The 15,384-nt window shown below is 67.4% G+C and carries 14 protein-coding genes and 1 pseudogene; 10 read left to right on the forward strand and 5 right to left on the reverse strand.

The features are described 5' to 3' along the window. The 4 genes from JOE68_RS06765 to JOE68_RS30970 all read left to right on the forward strand — a co-directional run bounded on the left by JOE68_RS06765 (window position 1) and on the right by JOE68_RS30970 (window position 5,579). A complete protein-coding gene (locus JOE68_RS06765) occupies window positions 1-306 on the forward strand; it encodes a type VII secretion target (RefSeq protein ID WP_204841480.1) in 306 nt (101 codons plus the stop codon). Next, a complete protein-coding gene (locus JOE68_RS06770; protein ID WP_204841481.1) occupies window positions 303-4,664 on the forward strand; it encodes a DUF6531 domain-containing protein in 4,362 nt (1,453 codons plus the stop codon). The genes JOE68_RS06765 and JOE68_RS06770 overlap by 4 nt, the downstream gene beginning before the upstream one ends. Further along, window positions 4,661-5,083 (forward strand): hypothetical protein, encoded by a 423-nt coding sequence (locus JOE68_RS06775; RefSeq protein WP_204841482.1) that lies wholly within the window; start codon window positions 4,661-4,663, stop codon window positions 5,081-5,083. Before JOE68_RS06770 ends, JOE68_RS06775 begins: the two co-directional genes overlap by 4 nt. Before the next feature lie 196 nt (window positions 5,084-5,279). Continuing rightward, on the forward strand, window positions 5,280-5,579 hold the full coding sequence (locus tag JOE68_RS30970; RefSeq protein ID WP_239562155.1) for a trehalase-like domain-containing protein: 300 nt from the start codon (window positions 5,280-5,282) through the stop codon (window positions 5,577-5,579). On the opposite strand, the gene JOE68_RS06780 is transcribed toward JOE68_RS30970, so the two are convergent. From JOE68_RS06780 to JOE68_RS06790, 3 genes are read right to left on the reverse strand one after another with little or no spacing between them, the layout of a single operon-like run. Beyond that, the gene (locus JOE68_RS06780) at window positions 5,576-6,253 is read right to left on the reverse strand and encodes a response regulator (RefSeq protein WP_204841483.1); all 678 of its coding nucleotides are present in this window, start codon (window positions 6,251-6,253) and stop codon (window positions 5,576-5,578) included. The genes JOE68_RS30970 and JOE68_RS06780 overlap by 4 nt on opposite strands. Further along, complete coding sequence (locus tag JOE68_RS06785) at window positions 6,238-7,347, reverse strand: hypothetical protein (RefSeq protein WP_204841484.1); 1,110 nt, start codon at window positions 7,345-7,347, stop codon at window positions 6,238-6,240. Before JOE68_RS06785 ends, JOE68_RS06780 begins: the two co-directional genes overlap by 16 nt. Continuing rightward, window positions 7,347-8,504, reverse strand: coding sequence for a sensor histidine kinase (locus tag JOE68_RS06790; protein WP_204841485.1), 1,158 nt, complete (start codon window positions 8,502-8,504; stop codon window positions 7,347-7,349). Before JOE68_RS06790 ends, JOE68_RS06785 begins: the two co-directional genes overlap by 1 nt. A gap of 161 nt (window positions 8,505-8,665) precedes the next feature. Here JOE68_RS06790 and JOE68_RS06795 point away from each other — a divergent pair, with 161 nt between their 5' ends. From JOE68_RS06795 to JOE68_RS06815, 5 genes and pseudogenes are all read left to right on the forward strand, one after another. Continuing rightward, window positions 8,666-8,947, forward strand: a complete 282-nt coding sequence (locus tag JOE68_RS06795) for a hypothetical protein (RefSeq protein ID WP_204841486.1) — start codon at window positions 8,666-8,668, stop codon at window positions 8,945-8,947. Between the two features lie 66 nt (window positions 8,948-9,013). Beyond that, a complete protein-coding gene (locus JOE68_RS06800) occupies window positions 9,014-9,451 on the forward strand; it encodes a phospholipase A2 (protein WP_204841487.1) in 438 nt (145 codons plus the stop codon). 59 nt (window positions 9,452-9,510) lie between these two features. Further along, window positions 9,511-10,056: pseudogene (locus tag JOE68_RS30975) on the forward strand (IS5 family transposase); the annotation flags it as partial. 967 nt (window positions 10,057-11,023) lie between these two features. Further along, a complete protein-coding gene (locus JOE68_RS06810) occupies window positions 11,024-11,182 on the forward strand; it encodes a hypothetical protein (protein WP_239562156.1) in 159 nt (52 codons plus the stop codon). 69 nt (window positions 11,183-11,251) lie between these two features. Next, a complete protein-coding gene (locus tag JOE68_RS06815) occupies window positions 11,252-11,644 on the forward strand; it encodes an integrase (protein WP_239562157.1) in 393 nt (130 codons plus the stop codon). 540 nt (window positions 11,645-12,184) lie between these two features. Here the strand turns inward: JOE68_RS06815 and JOE68_RS06820 are convergent. Beyond that, the gene (locus JOE68_RS06820) at window positions 12,185-12,994 is read right to left on the reverse strand and encodes a hypothetical protein (RefSeq protein ID WP_204841489.1); all 810 of its coding nucleotides are present in this window, start codon (window positions 12,992-12,994) and stop codon (window positions 12,185-12,187) included. Between the two features lie 403 nt (window positions 12,995-13,397). Further along, complete coding sequence (locus JOE68_RS06825) at window positions 13,398-13,979, reverse strand: hypothetical protein (protein ID WP_204841490.1); 582 nt, start codon at window positions 13,977-13,979, stop codon at window positions 13,398-13,400. 236 nt (window positions 13,980-14,215) lie between these two features. Here JOE68_RS06825 and JOE68_RS06830 point away from each other — a divergent pair, with 236 nt between their 5' ends. Continuing rightward, window positions 14,216-15,256, forward strand: coding sequence for an IS630 family transposase (locus JOE68_RS06830; RefSeq protein ID WP_204841491.1), 1,041 nt, complete (start codon window positions 14,216-14,218; stop codon window positions 15,254-15,256). Window positions 15,257-15,384 lie beyond the last annotated feature (128 nt).

The raw sequence follows: 15,384 nt of genomic DNA on the forward strand, positions 1-15,384 counted from the left end.
ATGACGGGCTACGAGGTCGTCACCGGCGAGATCGGGGCGTTGGCCGGTCGGGTGGAGGGACTGGCGGACCGGTTGCGCGCGGCGGCGGACGCGGCGCGGACGGTGGCGATGAACGAGGCCGCCTACGGCGTGGTGTGTCAACCGTTCGCGATGCTGTTGCAGCCATTCGAGGAGATGGGCGTGCAGGCCCTGGCCAAGGCGGCGGAGACGGTGGCCGACAACGCCGCGAACCTGCGCGGGACCTCTCGCGCCTACGACGAGCGGGAGACCGGTGAGGCGGCGCGCTTCGACGGGATGAACACGTGAGCAACCCCCTGGTCGCCACCGCGAAGAGCGACACGACGGCGGTCACCGGCATCGGCATCGCCGAGTCGGCGGGCGACCTGGCGAGCGGCATCTCCGACGGCAGCTGGGTCGAGGCCGGGCTGGGCGGTGTCGGCGTCGGCCTGGAAGTGCTGTCGATGGTGCTCGACCCCATCGGCACGGTGGCCTCCTACGGGGTGTCGTGGCTGATCGAGCACGTGCAGCCGCTCAAGGAGGCGCTGGACTGGTTCGCCGGGGACCCGCCGGTGATCCGCTCGTTCAGCGAGACCTGGTCCAACGTCGCCGCCGAAGTCGGCCGCATCGCCGCCGACCTGGCCGCCCAGGACGCGCCCGGCTGGCAGGGCGCGGCTGCCGACACCTACCGCGGCCACGCCGCCCGGACCGCCGACGCCATCGCCGGCGCCGCCACGCTGGCCGAGGGCGTCGGCACCGGCGTCATGATCATGGGCGAGGTCGTCGCCGCCGTCCGCGAGATCATCCGCGACCTGGTCGCCGAGGTCGTCGGCAAACTCATCACCTGGGCGCTGGAAGCCGTCGCCACCCTCGGCCTGGCCACCCCGCTCATCGTCGCCCAGGCCACCTCCACCATCGCCAAGGTCTGCAACCGCATCGCCGACCTGGTCCGCAAGCTGGTCAAGACCATCGGCAACGTCACCCCCCGCATCCGCAAAGTCCTGGACAAACTCGGCGAAATCATGGAAAAGCTGGGCAAACTCGGCCGCAAAGCCGACGGCCCGAGCAGCCCCGGCACCACCACCCCGTCCAGCACCCCGCACACTCCTAAGACCGACGTCCCCATGGTCGGCGACGCCGACTCCCCCACCACGCCTTCGAGCGCCTCCACCGACGTCACGTCCCCATCGGGCACCACATCGCCCTCCGGGACGATATCCCCGAGCGGAACCTCGACCGATACCAGCCCCAACCGGCCCGCGGATCCGAACGACACCAGGACACCGGAGCCCGACCGCGTCTGCGAGAACGACCCGATCGACGTCGTCAGCGGTGAGATGGTCCTCGCCCACACCGATCTCGACCTGCCGGGCGTGCTGCCGCTGGTGTTGGGCCGGACCCACGTGTCGTCTTACCACGCGGGCCGCTCGTTCGGGTCGTCCTGGGCGTCCACGTTGGACCAGCGGTTGGAGTTCGACGCGCGTGGCGCGTTGTTCCTAGCAGAAGACGGCATGGTGCTGGTCTACCCGGAGCCCGCCGGGCACCCCGTGCTGCCCGAGGTGGGACCGCGGTGGCCGCTGTCACGGGTAGGGGAAGGCTATGCGATCGCCCAGCGAGGAACCGGTCGCACGCTGTGGTTCGGTGCCGACGGCCCACTCGTGGCGGTGACCGACCGCAACGGTAACCGGATTGACTTCGATCGCGACGCTTCGGGAACGGTCAAGGCGGTGCGGCACAGCGGCGGTTACCACGTCGACGTGCACAGCGACCGCGGGTTGGTGACCGAGCTGCGGCTGCGCGGTGCTGACGTCAGCGTCGTCCGGTTCGGCTACGACGACGCCAGGCTCACCGAGGTCGTCAACTCCTCCGGCAGACCGATGCGGTTCGACTACGATCACGCGGGCCGAATCACACAGTGGACCGACCGCAACGGCGAGTGGTACCGCTACCACTACGACGGGCACGGCCGGTGCGTCGGCAACGAGGGCTCAGGCGGATTCCTCGACGGCGCGTTCGAGTACGGCGAGGGCACGACCCGGTTCACCGACGCGCTCGGTGCGACCACGACGTACCGGTTCGACGACCGGCGGCGCCTGATCGCCAGGACCGACCCGCTGCGCAACACCGTCACCCAGGAGTGGGACGAGTCCGACCGGTTGGTCGCCCGCACGGACGAGCTCGGGCACACCACCCGCTTCACCTACGACGAAGCGGGCAACTTGGTCACCACCACCCGGCCCGACGGCACCCAGGCCATCGCCGAGTACGACGAGCACGGCATGGTCACCACGTTCATCGCCCCCGACGGCGGGGTGTGGCGGCAGGTCTTCGACGTGCGCGGCAACCTGCTTGCCGAGACCGACCCGGCAGGGGCGGTCACCAGCTACACCTACGACGACCGCGGTCGCCGACGCGGCGTCACCGACGCCCTCGGCGCGGTGCGGCGCATCGAGACCGACGGCGCGGGCATCCCGATCGCGGTCACCGACGCGGCGGGCTCGACGACCCGGTACGTCCGCGACGCGTTCGGCCGTGCCGCCGCGGTGATCGATCCGCTCGGTGGGCGCACCGAGTACACCTGGACCGTCGAGGGCAAACCGCTGACCCGCACCCGCCCCGACGGGGCCACCGAGCGATGGCGCTACGACGCCGAAGGCAACGAGGTCGAGCACGTCGACCCCTTGGGTCGGGTGCGCAGGGTCGTCACCACGCACTTCAACCTGCCCTCGGCCGAGATCCGGCCTGACGGAAGCCGGATCGAGTTCGGCTACGACCGGACCCTGCGGCTGACCGCTGTCACCAACGCCCGGGGTCTGGTCTGGCGCTACGAGTACGACCCGGCTGGCAACCTGGTCCGGGAGACCGACTTCAACGGCCGCGTGCTGACCTACCGGCACGACGCGGCGGGCAGGCTCGTCGAACGGGTCAACGGCGCGGGCCAGACCGCCACGTTCACCCGCGACGCCTTGGGCAACATCATCGAGCGGCGTTGCGGCGACGCGGTCACCACCATCGAGTACGACGAGCTCGGTCGGATCACCCGCGCCCGCAACGCCGATGCGGAGCTGTCCTACACCCGCGATCCGCTGGGCCGCGTGCTCGCCGAGACGATCAACGGACGCAGCGTCGCCTCCACGTACGACGCGCTCGGCAGGCGCGTACGCAGGTACACCCCGACCGGCGCCATCACTTCCTGGGAGTACGACGCCGCCTCCCGGCCCACCCGGCTCACCGCAGGCGGCCGCGTCACGGCATTCGACTACGACGCGGCAGGTCACGAGAGCAGCCGCTCGACCGGTGACCTGGTGCTCGGCCAGTCGTGGGATGCCAACCACCGGTTGACCGGGCAGGCGCTGCTCTCCGGCGGTCGGGAAGTGGCGCACCGCCGGTACCACTACGAGGCCGACGACAACCTCGCCGCAGTCCGCGACTCGTCCGGCTCGTCGCGGAACTACCGCGTCGACTCCCTAGGACGGGTCACCGGTGTCGACGGACCCGGGTGGCGCGAGCGGTACGCCTACGACGCGGCGGGCAACGTCACCGCGTCCGACACCGCCCACACGGGCACCCTGGTGCGCACTTCGGGCGACGCGCGTTACGAGCACGATGCGCAGGGCCGCGTCGTGTTGCGACAGCGCAAAAGGCTGTCTCGCAAACCCGATACCTGGCGCTACCAGTGGGACGCCGACGACCGCCTCATCGCGGTCACCACACCGGACGGCACGAGATGGTCCTACCGGTACGACCCGCTGGGCCGCCGCATCGCCAAGCTGCGGCTCACCTCCGACGGGTCGGTGGCCGAACGCGTCGACTTCGCGTGGGACGGCTCGGTCCTGGCCGAGCAGACTCATTCGGCCGGACATGCCACGACCTGGGAGTTCGCCCCGGACAGCTTCCGGCCGCTCACCCAGACCGAACGTACGCGAACTGGCCAGGACTGGGTCGACCAGCGCTTCTACGCCATCATCACCGACATCGTGGGTACGCCCACGGAACTGGTCGACGAACGCGGGATCCCCGCTTGGCGGCAGGAATCGACGCTGTGGGGACTGTTCGCCGCCCGCGGCGGCGTCGCGGACACGCCGTTGCGGTTCCCCGGCCAGTACTACGACACCGAAACCGGGCTGCACTACAACTACCTGCGTTACTACGACCCGCTCGCTGCCCGCTACACCAGCCCTGATCCGCTGGGGCTGTTCGGTGGACCGTCTCCGCACGGGTACGTGCACAACCCCACCGGGTGGAGCGACGCGCTCGGCCTCACCGAGAACAGCGACATCGAGTTCCTCGACCCCAACGACATCAACTTCTCCCAGCGCAGCATCACCCAGAACGATTACGCGGAAGCGATGCGCAACGGCCAGTGGGACTGGAACCGCTCACCGGTGCACGTCATGGAGATCGACGGTCAGCTCGTCAGCTACGATAATCGCCGCCTCGACGCCGCACGGGAGGCAGGCGTGCCGGTAGGCGTCCAGCGAGTCGACCCCAACGCCCCGCACCCCGAGTCGACCACCGGCAAGACGTGGGCCGAGAAGTTCCAGGAACGCTTCCGCGACCCGCGCAACAGGCTCAACGGCGAGCCGGTTCCCAACACCGGCCTGGACGACCGACCGACCTCCCTGCCTCCGGGCTGCGGCGGAGGGCGGCGCAGGAGACGCAGATGAGCGACATCACCACCCTCTGGTCCGCCGCCCGCCTGCCCATCGAGGACGGCCTCTACTTCGCGGACGGCCGCTCCTACGCGGTCGAGGCCGACGAGCGCGGTCTGCGCCTCGTCGAAGCCTTCGACCTGGGCGAACTGCTGACTGAAGACCCCGAGTGGCTGACCTCGATCGACATCACCAAGGAGATCCACGTCCCCGGCGGCTACGCGTGCGCCGGCGAGGGCTCGCACGGCTCGGAGGGCTTCTTCGCCCGGCTGGACGAGGACCACTCGCTGATCTGGGTCTGCTACCTGTCCGAGTCCAACCCGTTCGGAGAACTCAGCGTCGAGGCATCGACCCTGACCGCGACCTCGACGTCCGGTCTGTCGATCACCCTTCCCCTCGACGATCCGGACAAGGCACTACCGGACCAGCACTGACCTTGAGCACCGCTCCCCCGGCAGCGACAGCGCTGTTCCTGCTGAAAACCTCATCCACGAGATAGGGGACGTTGTGCCGCTCGAAAAGCCATCGCCACAGGTCACCCGCTCATGCCGGCGTTCTGGCTGACGACGAGAGAACTGGTGCGGTTGCTGTACGAGCGCAAGGGCGTACGTCGCGGGCGCGTCAGAGCCGATGGTGCTGCGCTCGCCGGGCGTGAACTGGCAGATCACCTCCGACAGCCGACAGAAGACCGCCACCGCGGTCGTTCGGCCGCCCGGCAGACTGACCACAGGTCAGGCTACGTGGCCGACTTTTGACACCCCACAGGCAGCGGATCACCGGCTCGACTCGGGCTACCGGTACAACCGGGCTTCACGGACCCGGGCTCGGCGGCGCACTCCTCCGGTGGCGCTACGGACGACTCCCCTCAGACCGCACCAGACCACGTCCGGAAAGCCTCCGAGCTACCGGAACGCATCGGTACTGGTCTAGAGGTCGCCGTCGGGCGCTCCGACGTCACTGGTCTTCAGGTGTTCGTCCTCGATGAGCCGGGCCAACATGTGGATCTTTCTCCCGGCATACCGCCCGGTGTCGGCGTATCGACCCTGAGCGCGTGCGAGGTAGCTCCTGACCGAACTCTGACTGATGTTCAACCTGCGCGCCACCTGCGGGATCGAAGCCCCGGTGCACCAGGTGATCATCACCTCCATCTCGCGGTGGGTGAAGTTCGGGCGTTGGGGGGACCGGTCGGATGCCATGATCCCGCTGTGTTCCGGCGCGGTGTAGTGCCCACCCTTCGCAGCAGCGCGGATCGCCGGTATGAGGTGCTGTTTCCCTTCGTCCTTCGTGATGAACGCCTTGGCTCCCATCCTGGTGCACCGCAGCACCATCTCGGGCGCGGTTTTTCCGGAGAAGACGACCACGTTGCGTCCGTGCCGGACGAGCTTGTCGAGTTCGCCGAACTCCGGTGTGCCCTCGACGCGCATACACAGGTCGAAGATCACCACATCGGCGCTGCCACCCGGACCGGTCCAAGCGTGGTTGAGGTTGGTGCCCGCATCGATGATCGAAATGGGTGGTGTCGCGTCCTCGCACCAACCGCGGACGCCATCGGTGACCACGGGGTGGTTCTCCAAGATTACCGCGGTGGTCAGTTGACGATCCATCGCGTTTCCACCCACAGGTCGCCTCCACTCACGTCCACGTACGCCTGGATCTGTTCGCCGGCGAGAGCCGGTGGGCCGGTGAGCACACCGTCGCAGCGCACGCTCACCGTCACCAGGTCCGGCGTGCCGATCACCGTGACACGTGCCCGGCTCACCGCTGCGGCGAGCGCTGCGAGGGGTAGGTCGACGAGGGCGCGCCTGATCTCGACGGAGACCGGCGGCACGTCGCCGTGGGTCCGCAGCTCGGCTCGGATGCCGCGCCGGGTCGCCGCTCTCACACACTGGCCAAGTTCGTGCAGCAGCGGATCGGGCGCCTCGTCTGCTTCCGCGAACAGGCGGCGCATCCGGGCCGCCTCGATCCAACACCGCTTCTGCACTTCGGGGTCTTCCGGGTCCAGCGTGCCGTGGGCGAAGCCGCGCAGCAGCGGGACGGCCGTCACCGACAGGTCCGAATAGCGACGTTGCCCCGCGGCGGCGCGCTCTGCCTCCGCCTTGGCCGCCGTGCGCTCCTCCTCCGCCGAGCGCCGGGCGTGCTCGGCCTTGCGGGCGACGTCGCGCAACACCGTGGCGGCGAGGCCGGTGGCGAGCGGGTAGCCGATGGCGCCGATCGACCCTGCGATGAAGTTCAGCAACTCGGCTTCGCCCGGCGTCCCGGACAGCACCAGGTTCACCGCTGTGATCGCTTCGTGCGCCCCGAGGAACCCGATGAGTTCGCCGATCGGCCGGTCCAGCATGAGGATGACGCCCGCCCAGCCCACCGTGCCGAATGCCCAGTCGTCGGAGGTGATCGACGACCCTGCGGGTAACGAGGCGCAGGATGCGACCGACGCCCCCAACGCCAGCACGACGGCGGGCAGGCGCAGGCGCCGCCATCGCCGCTTGCGGATTAGCAGGACGGCTTCGGTGGCCGCGATCGCCAGCAAGACGGTGTACGAGACGATCTGCGGCCACACCGGGTCGTAGACGGAGGACGGGCGCAGCACGCCGGCGCCGACCGGTACTGAGGCGAGTACGACCCAAGTGATCGCCGACACGGCTTGACGGAGCCCGTTCGCGAACTCCGCTTCAGTATTCCTGATCGTTTCATCACTCATCACGCCTCCGACCACCGCAAACCGACCGTCGTGCCCTTCCCCGGCGCGGAGTGCACGAGAGCAGAACCGCCAATAGCGCTCATCCGCTCCCGAATGGAATCCCGCAAGCCCCGGCCTGCCGTGGTCTCCCCGGGCGGGTCGAAGCCCGTGCCTTTGTCGGTGACCCTGACGAGCACTCCAGTCTTCTCCACACGGACGTCCACGTGGCACGTCAAAACTCCGGCATGCCACATGACGTTGCTCAAGGCTTCCGCAGCCGCGTCGACAAGCGTGCGTGCCACTCGGGGTGGCAGCACGACCTGCTCCGGGGCGTCCAGCACCACTGTGAGGTCCACCAGTTCGATGGCCGCGCGCAGAAGTTGCACGAGGTCCGGACACGTCGGCAGGGTCTCCTCCCAGGACCGGAGCGCTTCGAGGTCACGCTTAGCCTGCGCCACCAGCAGATCCGAGTGCCGGCTCACTTCCCCGACACCGACCATGAGCAGCGTCGACGCGGCAGTGTCGTGCAGGCGGCGGTTGTACTCCTGTTGAGCCGCCCGCACTTCTGCGGCCACCGCCCTTGCGCTTCTCGCATCTTCCGCCTCCGCAGCCAGCTCGTCGGCTCTCGTTCCACCGCGCTTGACCAGCGTCCAGAGCACCCTGGCAAGCACCGCCAACGCCGCCGACCAGACGGCAGTGACCAGGCTGTCGGCCTCCCCGCCGGCCGGAATGGCCACCGTCGTTCCGGTCACCACGCCGAGGACCACAACCAGCGCGGCTACGCCCCCCAGCGCCGCGCTCGCGTAATACTGGTACCCAACGCAGGCGAACGCTGTGAAGGGCAACACCCAGGATCTGCCGTCGGCGAACCAGGCCGTGGGGACCGACCACGGCGACGTCAGCCCCACACCGGCGAGGACCGCGGCGTCGGTGATCGTGACCCATCGGCGGGGACCGACGAGCAGTAGCCGGACATAGACGGCGCTCCAGCCCGCGACCACCAGGAGGGCGCAGACCAGCACTGCGACTTTCGGGGTCTCCCCCACCAGGAGCAGTGCGATGATCCCGGTCGGGATGAGGGTGATGACCCGGATGGCGGCCACGTACTGGCGGCCTTGCAGGGTCAGCTTCTCGACCGCGTCACCTGATTTGGTGAAGTTCGCCGCTGATCCGCCCACGTTCCGTCACCTCTCTGCCGGTGTTGCGCTGTCGATCGGATCTTGCCCGTGCAGTCGCGGAAAAGCTGTCGGTAGATCGCCCGTCACACCGTGGGGCCTTCGCTCCCTAACTTCGTTGACGTCAGGGATTTTCACCCGGTCCGAGACACACGGAGGAGACGATGGGGAAGTTCAGGGGAGCGATCGCGGTGGCAGCCGTGGCGGCGGGCGCGTTGCTGCCCGTTGCCGTGTCAGTCCCGGCTGTGGCCCAGTCCAACTGCAGTGCCGGCACGTGGGGTGGTGTCTGGGGTTGGGGTGACTGCCGCGGTGAAGGCAAGTGGCAGGTGAAGGTCTCCTGCACCTGGGGTGGTAGCGCCACCAGCGCGGTGCTGACGGGGCCCGGCCACATCGACGTCAAGTGCCCGTGGGGCAGTGCCCGCAACGCATCGATCATCCACCTGTGACACGGGGGGTGGGGTGTGCTCCCGCAGCACACCCCACCCGCCCAACGCACCTCCGGAGGAATTCTCATGAACCGCAAGGTACCGCTGTTCTCGTTGTTCTTCGCTGCGCTGATCGCGGTGGGGACGATGCCGGGCATAGCGCCCAGTGCCTCCGCCACGACTGAGCCGGGGGTGAACGCCGTCCCCTCCAACGAAGGTGGCGAGTGGTGGTCCACCGACGGGTGCACCGCGGTGCCCGACTCAGGAACGGATGCCGGTGGCAGGTTCGACTTCTACCACGCCTGCGAGCACCACGACGGGTGCTACCGCTACCACTGGTCGAACCGCGTGACGTGCGACAGGTGGTTCGTCAACGACATGTTCGCCTCCTGCTCCGCGCTGCGCTCGTACACCACGTGCTACGCACGTGCCGCTGTGTACTACCAGGGAGTTCGCGCTTTCGGGGGTATCGCCTGGGACAACCGGGATGTGCGGGTCGCGATGAACCAGTACCTGGAGGGCTAGATACCGGTGACTCAGAGCTGGTCTCACGTGGTGGTCGTGATGCTGCCCTGATCCGTGCTGTGGTCGATCGTTTGGCGTTGAGTTTGGTGCCGGATGAGTTGTGGGCGCTGGTGGAGCCGTTGATCCCGAGGTTCGCCGTGCGTCCGCAGGGTGGTGGGAGGGCTCCGGTGGACGATCGGGCGGTATTCGCCGCAATCGTGTTCGTGCTGACCAGTGGGTGTCGGTGGCGGGACCTGCCACTGTCGTTCGGGGTGTCAGTGCCCACGGCGCACTGCAGGTTCACGCAGTGGGCCGAGGCCGCCGGCGCAGGCTGCACCAGGCGGTGCTCGACCGGCTCGGCGTCCAGGGCGTGGTGAACTGGTCGCGGAAGATCCTGGACAGCGCCTCGGTGCGGGCGAGAAAGGGTGCTGCCTGACCGGATCGAGTCCGGTCGACCGCGGCAAACCGGGTTCGAGGATCCACCTGGTGACCGATCGCGCCGGCCTGCAGCTCGCGGTCGGTGTCCCGGCGGGCGACCTGCACGGCAGTCAGGCGCTCAGGCCGATGCGTCGCGCGTCCGGTCACGACGCGGACCGCGACGCTCCAGGCCCGCGAAGCTCCACGCCGGCAACTACTGTGCCTTCGCCACCTTCATCTGCTTCAGGCAACTCACCAAGACCACCACATGAGACCAGCTCTAAGCCGCCTGACCTACGCGGACGACATTTTCGGCAAGCACACCGCCCACATCAGCGTCACCGCCGGCGTCTACGCCCACGTAAGGCTCCGTCTCCAACGCCAAGCCATCGACACCCTGAACCACGCCCTCGGCCCAACCGACGACGACCCCGACGATCCGCCCGCGACAGCAGTCGTCCGCTGACGTTGCCGTCAGCGTTGATGTCAAACACCCCAGAGGCCCCGCCGGATCCGGCGGGGCTTCTCATTCGTGCCCGGAATTAGATCCGATCAGATTCTATGACACGACTATTCGATCCACCTCCGGGAGCGAAGTCGGGGGTTCATCGCCATACCAGGCGTATTCAAGGCCGGACAACATGCCCGCTTCAGTCCAGAGAATGATTTCGCCAATAAGCTCCCCCTCCTCGTCAATAACCGTGCAGGTTACGGGCACAACCCCATCCGGGACAGGAGCAGGAGGCGCGTCATCCGCGACTCGCAAGTCGACACTTGCAGAATCGGGTCCCCACAGGGCCACCACCCGAACCCGATCAAGCTGATGGCGGAACTCTGCCGCTCCGGGGAAACCCAGTCGCAGAATCCGCTCTACTACTGCCCGCTCCTTAGCGGTCAGCGGGCGCGGCTCAACGGGGACCCGCATCCAATTACCTCCAGGGAACTTATCTGGGTTGAACGCCGTGTCGATTCCCGGAACGCCGTTCACGACAGCTCCTCGAATAGTCACGTTCTCACCATCAATGACTCGACCCACTTCAAATCGCCCCGCTGCCGGAAGGTCGCTCACATCTCCCAGGCTGTCCACGATACGTCGCATGGCCTGCTCGCGTCCGCCAGAACGGGCGACCAGGTCAGGAAAGCCATACTCCTCCGAGTCGATAACATGCTCCAGCTTTGCTGGCGTACTCGCCGACTTGCACCATCGTGGCGTTGATCGAGCGCATGGCGCGGGAGAACACCGGCCGGGGCTACCGCAGGATCCAAGGCGAACCGCTCAAGCTCGGCCACCGGGTGGCCGCCGCAACGGTTCGCCGCGTGCTCAAGCGCCTGTGAGTCCCGCCCGCGCCCCAGCGCGACACCGACACCTCCCGGCGACGATTCCTCCGCGCCCAGGCCACGAGCATGTTGGCCTGCGACTTCTTCCACGTCAACTGCGCCGTCACCCTCAAACGGGTCTACGTGTTCTTCGTGATGGAGGTCGCTACCCGCTACGTCCACATCCTCGGCGCCACCAGGAATCCCGACGGGGCATGGATCACCCAACAAGCCCGCAACCTGCTCATGGACCTCGGAGACCGGGCAGACGGCTCCCGATTCCCCATCCGCGACCGGGCCGGCCAGTCCACCGCCTCGTTCGACGCGGCCCTCTCCGACACAGGTATCCAAGTCGCGAAGGTCCCACCACGGTGCCCGCGAGCCAACGCCCACGCCGAACGGTTCGTCCAGACCGTTCGACGCGAAGCCACCGACCGACTGCTCATCATCAACGAACACCACCTGCGGGCAGTGCTGTAGCGCTACGCGAAGCACTACAACCACCGCAGACCACACCAAGCCCTACAACTCGCCCCACCACAACCAGACTATCCGATCGCAGAGCCAGGCTGCACCTCGACACGCCGCCGATCAGTCCTCGGTGGCCTGACCAACGAGTACGAACACGCAGCCGCCTAACCGCAGGTCAGGTCCTGCGGGCGACTTCTGACACCCCACAGGCCCAACCTCCGGACCGTGTGAGAGATCGTGAGACGTGGTCCCCAAGACCCTCCGGAAACGATCTTGTCCATGATCACCACGGGAACAGCAAAGAGGCCGTCTCACCTGGGCTTCTACCCTAGTGAGACGGCCTCTCAACGACCGTCGGGACGACAGGATTTGGACCTGCGACCCCTTGACCCCCAGTCGCAGAACGACTGAGTGGCGTGGTTGGCCCTGTTCTTCCAGGTTGTTCCCTAGTGTAACTGGCCGAGTAAAGGGGTCTATCAAACCGCCGTTCTGATCATGAAATCCGTTGAGCTCGATCGAGTCGGTTGTCCAGGTATATAGCCCTCCGGACTACGACGTACGTGCCCCGCGCGCGAGCAGGGCGCGGGCCCGTCGGCGGCGCATTCCCAGCGAACGGTTATCCAGCTCGATCTGCCCGTCGTCGAGCCGGAGCAGGACGTAGCCTACCCACGACTCAGCCGCACGCGCCTCCGCACGCGGGATACCGACGGCCGGTCCAGTAAGCAGGTCCGCCAACTCGTCGACCTCGTAACCGTCATCCCACGTGAGCTTCGCCGCGCAGGTGCTGCGACGGGAACTGCTCAGGGTGACCTTGTCGGACATGTTCCACAGGAGTCCGCAACGCGCCATCAGCCCGCTCAACAAACGCGTCACCGGCGTATAGGCCCAGTGTTCATTGACACTGTCCTCGATCGGGTGGAGGTCGTCCCGGTACCAGAACGGAATCACCCGTCCTACACCGCCCATGGGCCGGCCCTGCCTCCTGGCCTCCGTGGCAAGGTGCCTCCTGACCTGGGCCTCGGTCCGCCCCATACCGTCGATGATGTCAAGACGTCCTCCGGTAGGCAGGTGCACGAGCTTGATGGTTCGCGGGGCGTAACCGGCGACACGGAGCCCGGGAATCCCAGCGTGGACGAAGGACCCGTCGCCGAAGATCTGCGGGTGTGGCAAGAGGTAAGACGCCACCCTGCCGGAGACCGCGCATTCGATCATAAGCCGGTCGGGCTGAGGAGAGACCCAGTCGATGTAGTGGCGCAGATCGGCGAAGCTACGACCGCCCATGCTGTCCCAAGGATGATCGCGATCGAGACTGTTGAGACAAGCGAACAGTACGGCCTGAAAGACCTGCTGGCCTCGCACAGCTGTGTCCAACACGCGGCGCCCGTCGACTCGCCAAGCGGCGTGTAGGCGAGACGGCCCTCCGAGTAGATTCACGCACTCCCGGTAAAGAGCCTTGTCGTTTGTGTGCGGCATATCGTCCTCATCCGTTGGCGCACATCCCGGACTGTGGCCAGCTAAGGCTCAACTGCCACTATGACCAGCAAAGAGTTACACGGACTGAGCATCGCACCCTTGGGAGAGCTGGGTCGCGTCCGGGCGCACCAGTCACCAGAGCCTGTCCGTGAGGCTACAAGAGCCTACAGTCGCCCGGGCTTATGAAGCAACCCGCGTCCCCCAGAGAGGGCATCCGGTCTCACCAAGCGATTATGCTGGTTACGAGAAGAGCCGGGTGCCACCGGTGCCACTTGGTCCAGGGCTCCCGTCAGCAACGCGGGGCGGGAAACGGCTCGGCGGTTGGCGGTCGGACCGGGGCCATGTCGATCTCCTTCAGTATCCTCTTCATGCTCTCGACCACCTCCGGTACGGCGGCGTTGACCCGCGCGGTGTACGCGGTGCCGTGCTTGCTCCGTAGGTGATCGGCGATGTGGAAAGCCCTCGTGCCGAACCGCTTCTCGAGATCCAGGAAAGCCGCTGTCGCTTGCTGGACCAGTGCCGCTTCGGCGTCGTCGACCGGATGCGACTCGACGACGCACGCGGAGAGCCGCCCGTGGCCCTTTACTTGCGCCTCCTCCAGTGACCGGACGTTGCCCGATCGGACAGTACGTGAGGTGTGATCCCGTGCTGCCTCTTGCGGGGCTATGTCACGGTTGATGCGGGCGACCTCGCCAGCGAGGTCCAGAAACCAATCGCCCAACTGTCGGATTTGAGCTGCGGTCACGTCCCATGCTTTTGCGCTGTTGGAATTGAAGTAGATCAACGCTCGGGCGAGTGAGGTCGCCGGCAGTCCGTACCCGTCTCGGACGATCTTCGCGTGCGCGACCTGCATACCGTTGTCATGCCGCATGACAGCGATCGACGGACGCTGATCCGCTCGACACCACAGCTGATGGAGCGTACGCGGGCGGTCGGCGCCGGGGCAGGTGCGGCACGCGTAGACCGTGGGGCACAACATCCTCCTCGGTAGCAGCTGGCCCAGAACCCGAATCCCCACAAGAAGGAGATGCTGCGCGATGGACTCCGGATCAACCTCTACCGGTATTTATTGAATCGAAAGTGATCGGTTGCCTGTAGGCTGGGCGAGTGGTTGAGGTCGAGGGTGCGCATCGGTTGTCGCCTGTCGAGCAGGAGGTGCTGCGCCTGCGGGTGGTGGCGGCGTTGGAGTCCGGGAAGGTCGAGGGCTATCGGCAGGCCGCGGAGGTGTTCGGGGTCTCGGTGCGGTCGGTGGGCACTTGGTGGCGGTCCTATCAACAGGAGGGTCGCGATGGCCTGGCGACCCGCAAAGGGCGTCCCGGCCCGGCCGAACTGATCGGCGCGGAGGACCGGGGCACGCTGTTCGCGGCGATGGCCGACTACACGCCCGAGGAGTTGCTAATCGGCGGCCCGTTGTGGACCCGCCAGGCGGTGGTTGAGCTGATCCGCCTGGTCGTGGGTGTGGACATGACCGAGCAGGGTGTGGGGTTGTGGTTGCGTCGGCACGGGTTCACCCCGCAGCGTCCGGCACGGCGCGCCTACGAGCAGCAGCCCGCCGCGGTGCGCGCGTGGCTGGACGAGAAGTATCCGGCGATCGAGGCGCACGCGAAGGCCGAGGGTGCGGCGGTTGCCTGGGTCGACCAGTGCGGGCTGCGGTCGGATGCCGCCCCGCCCGGCCGGTCCTGGGCGCCGAAGGGGCGCACGCCGATCGTGCGGGTGACCGGGAAACGGCTGCGGGTCAACGTCATGTCCGCGGTCGCCTCGCGCGGCGCGCTGTGGTTCACCGTATTCACCGACCGCTTCACCGCGACCGTGTTCACTACGTTCCTCGACCGCGTCGCCCGCCAAGCGGGCCGGAAGGTGCACGTCGTCGCCGACCGGCACCCGGTGCACCGCAGCAAGGCCGTCCGCTCCTGGCTGGAGGACAACGCCGACCGGGTCGAGCTGCACCTGATGCCCGGCTACAGCCCCGAGCTCAACCCCGACGAGCTTCTCAACGCCGACCTCAAACGCAACGTCAACGCCTCACGCGCCCACAACCTCGACCGACTCGCCCACGAGACCCGACGCTTCCTGCGTCGCCGCCAACGCCAGCCGCACATCGTCCGCGGCTACTTCCAGGTTCGCCACGTCCGCTACGCCAGCATGTAGGCAATCGAACACTTTCAGCTCAATAAAGGATTTGGGACCCTCAGGGGAACGGGCCACCGACGGAGCTGCGCGTTCGGCCGTGACCGGCGCCCATGTGGTTCTTGGGCGGTGGTGCCATCCGGTGTTGC

The organism is Saccharothrix algeriensis, assembly GCF_016907655.1.
Taxonomy (GTDB): domain Bacteria; phylum Actinomycetota; class Actinomycetes; order Mycobacteriales; family Pseudonocardiaceae; genus Actinosynnema; species Actinosynnema algeriense.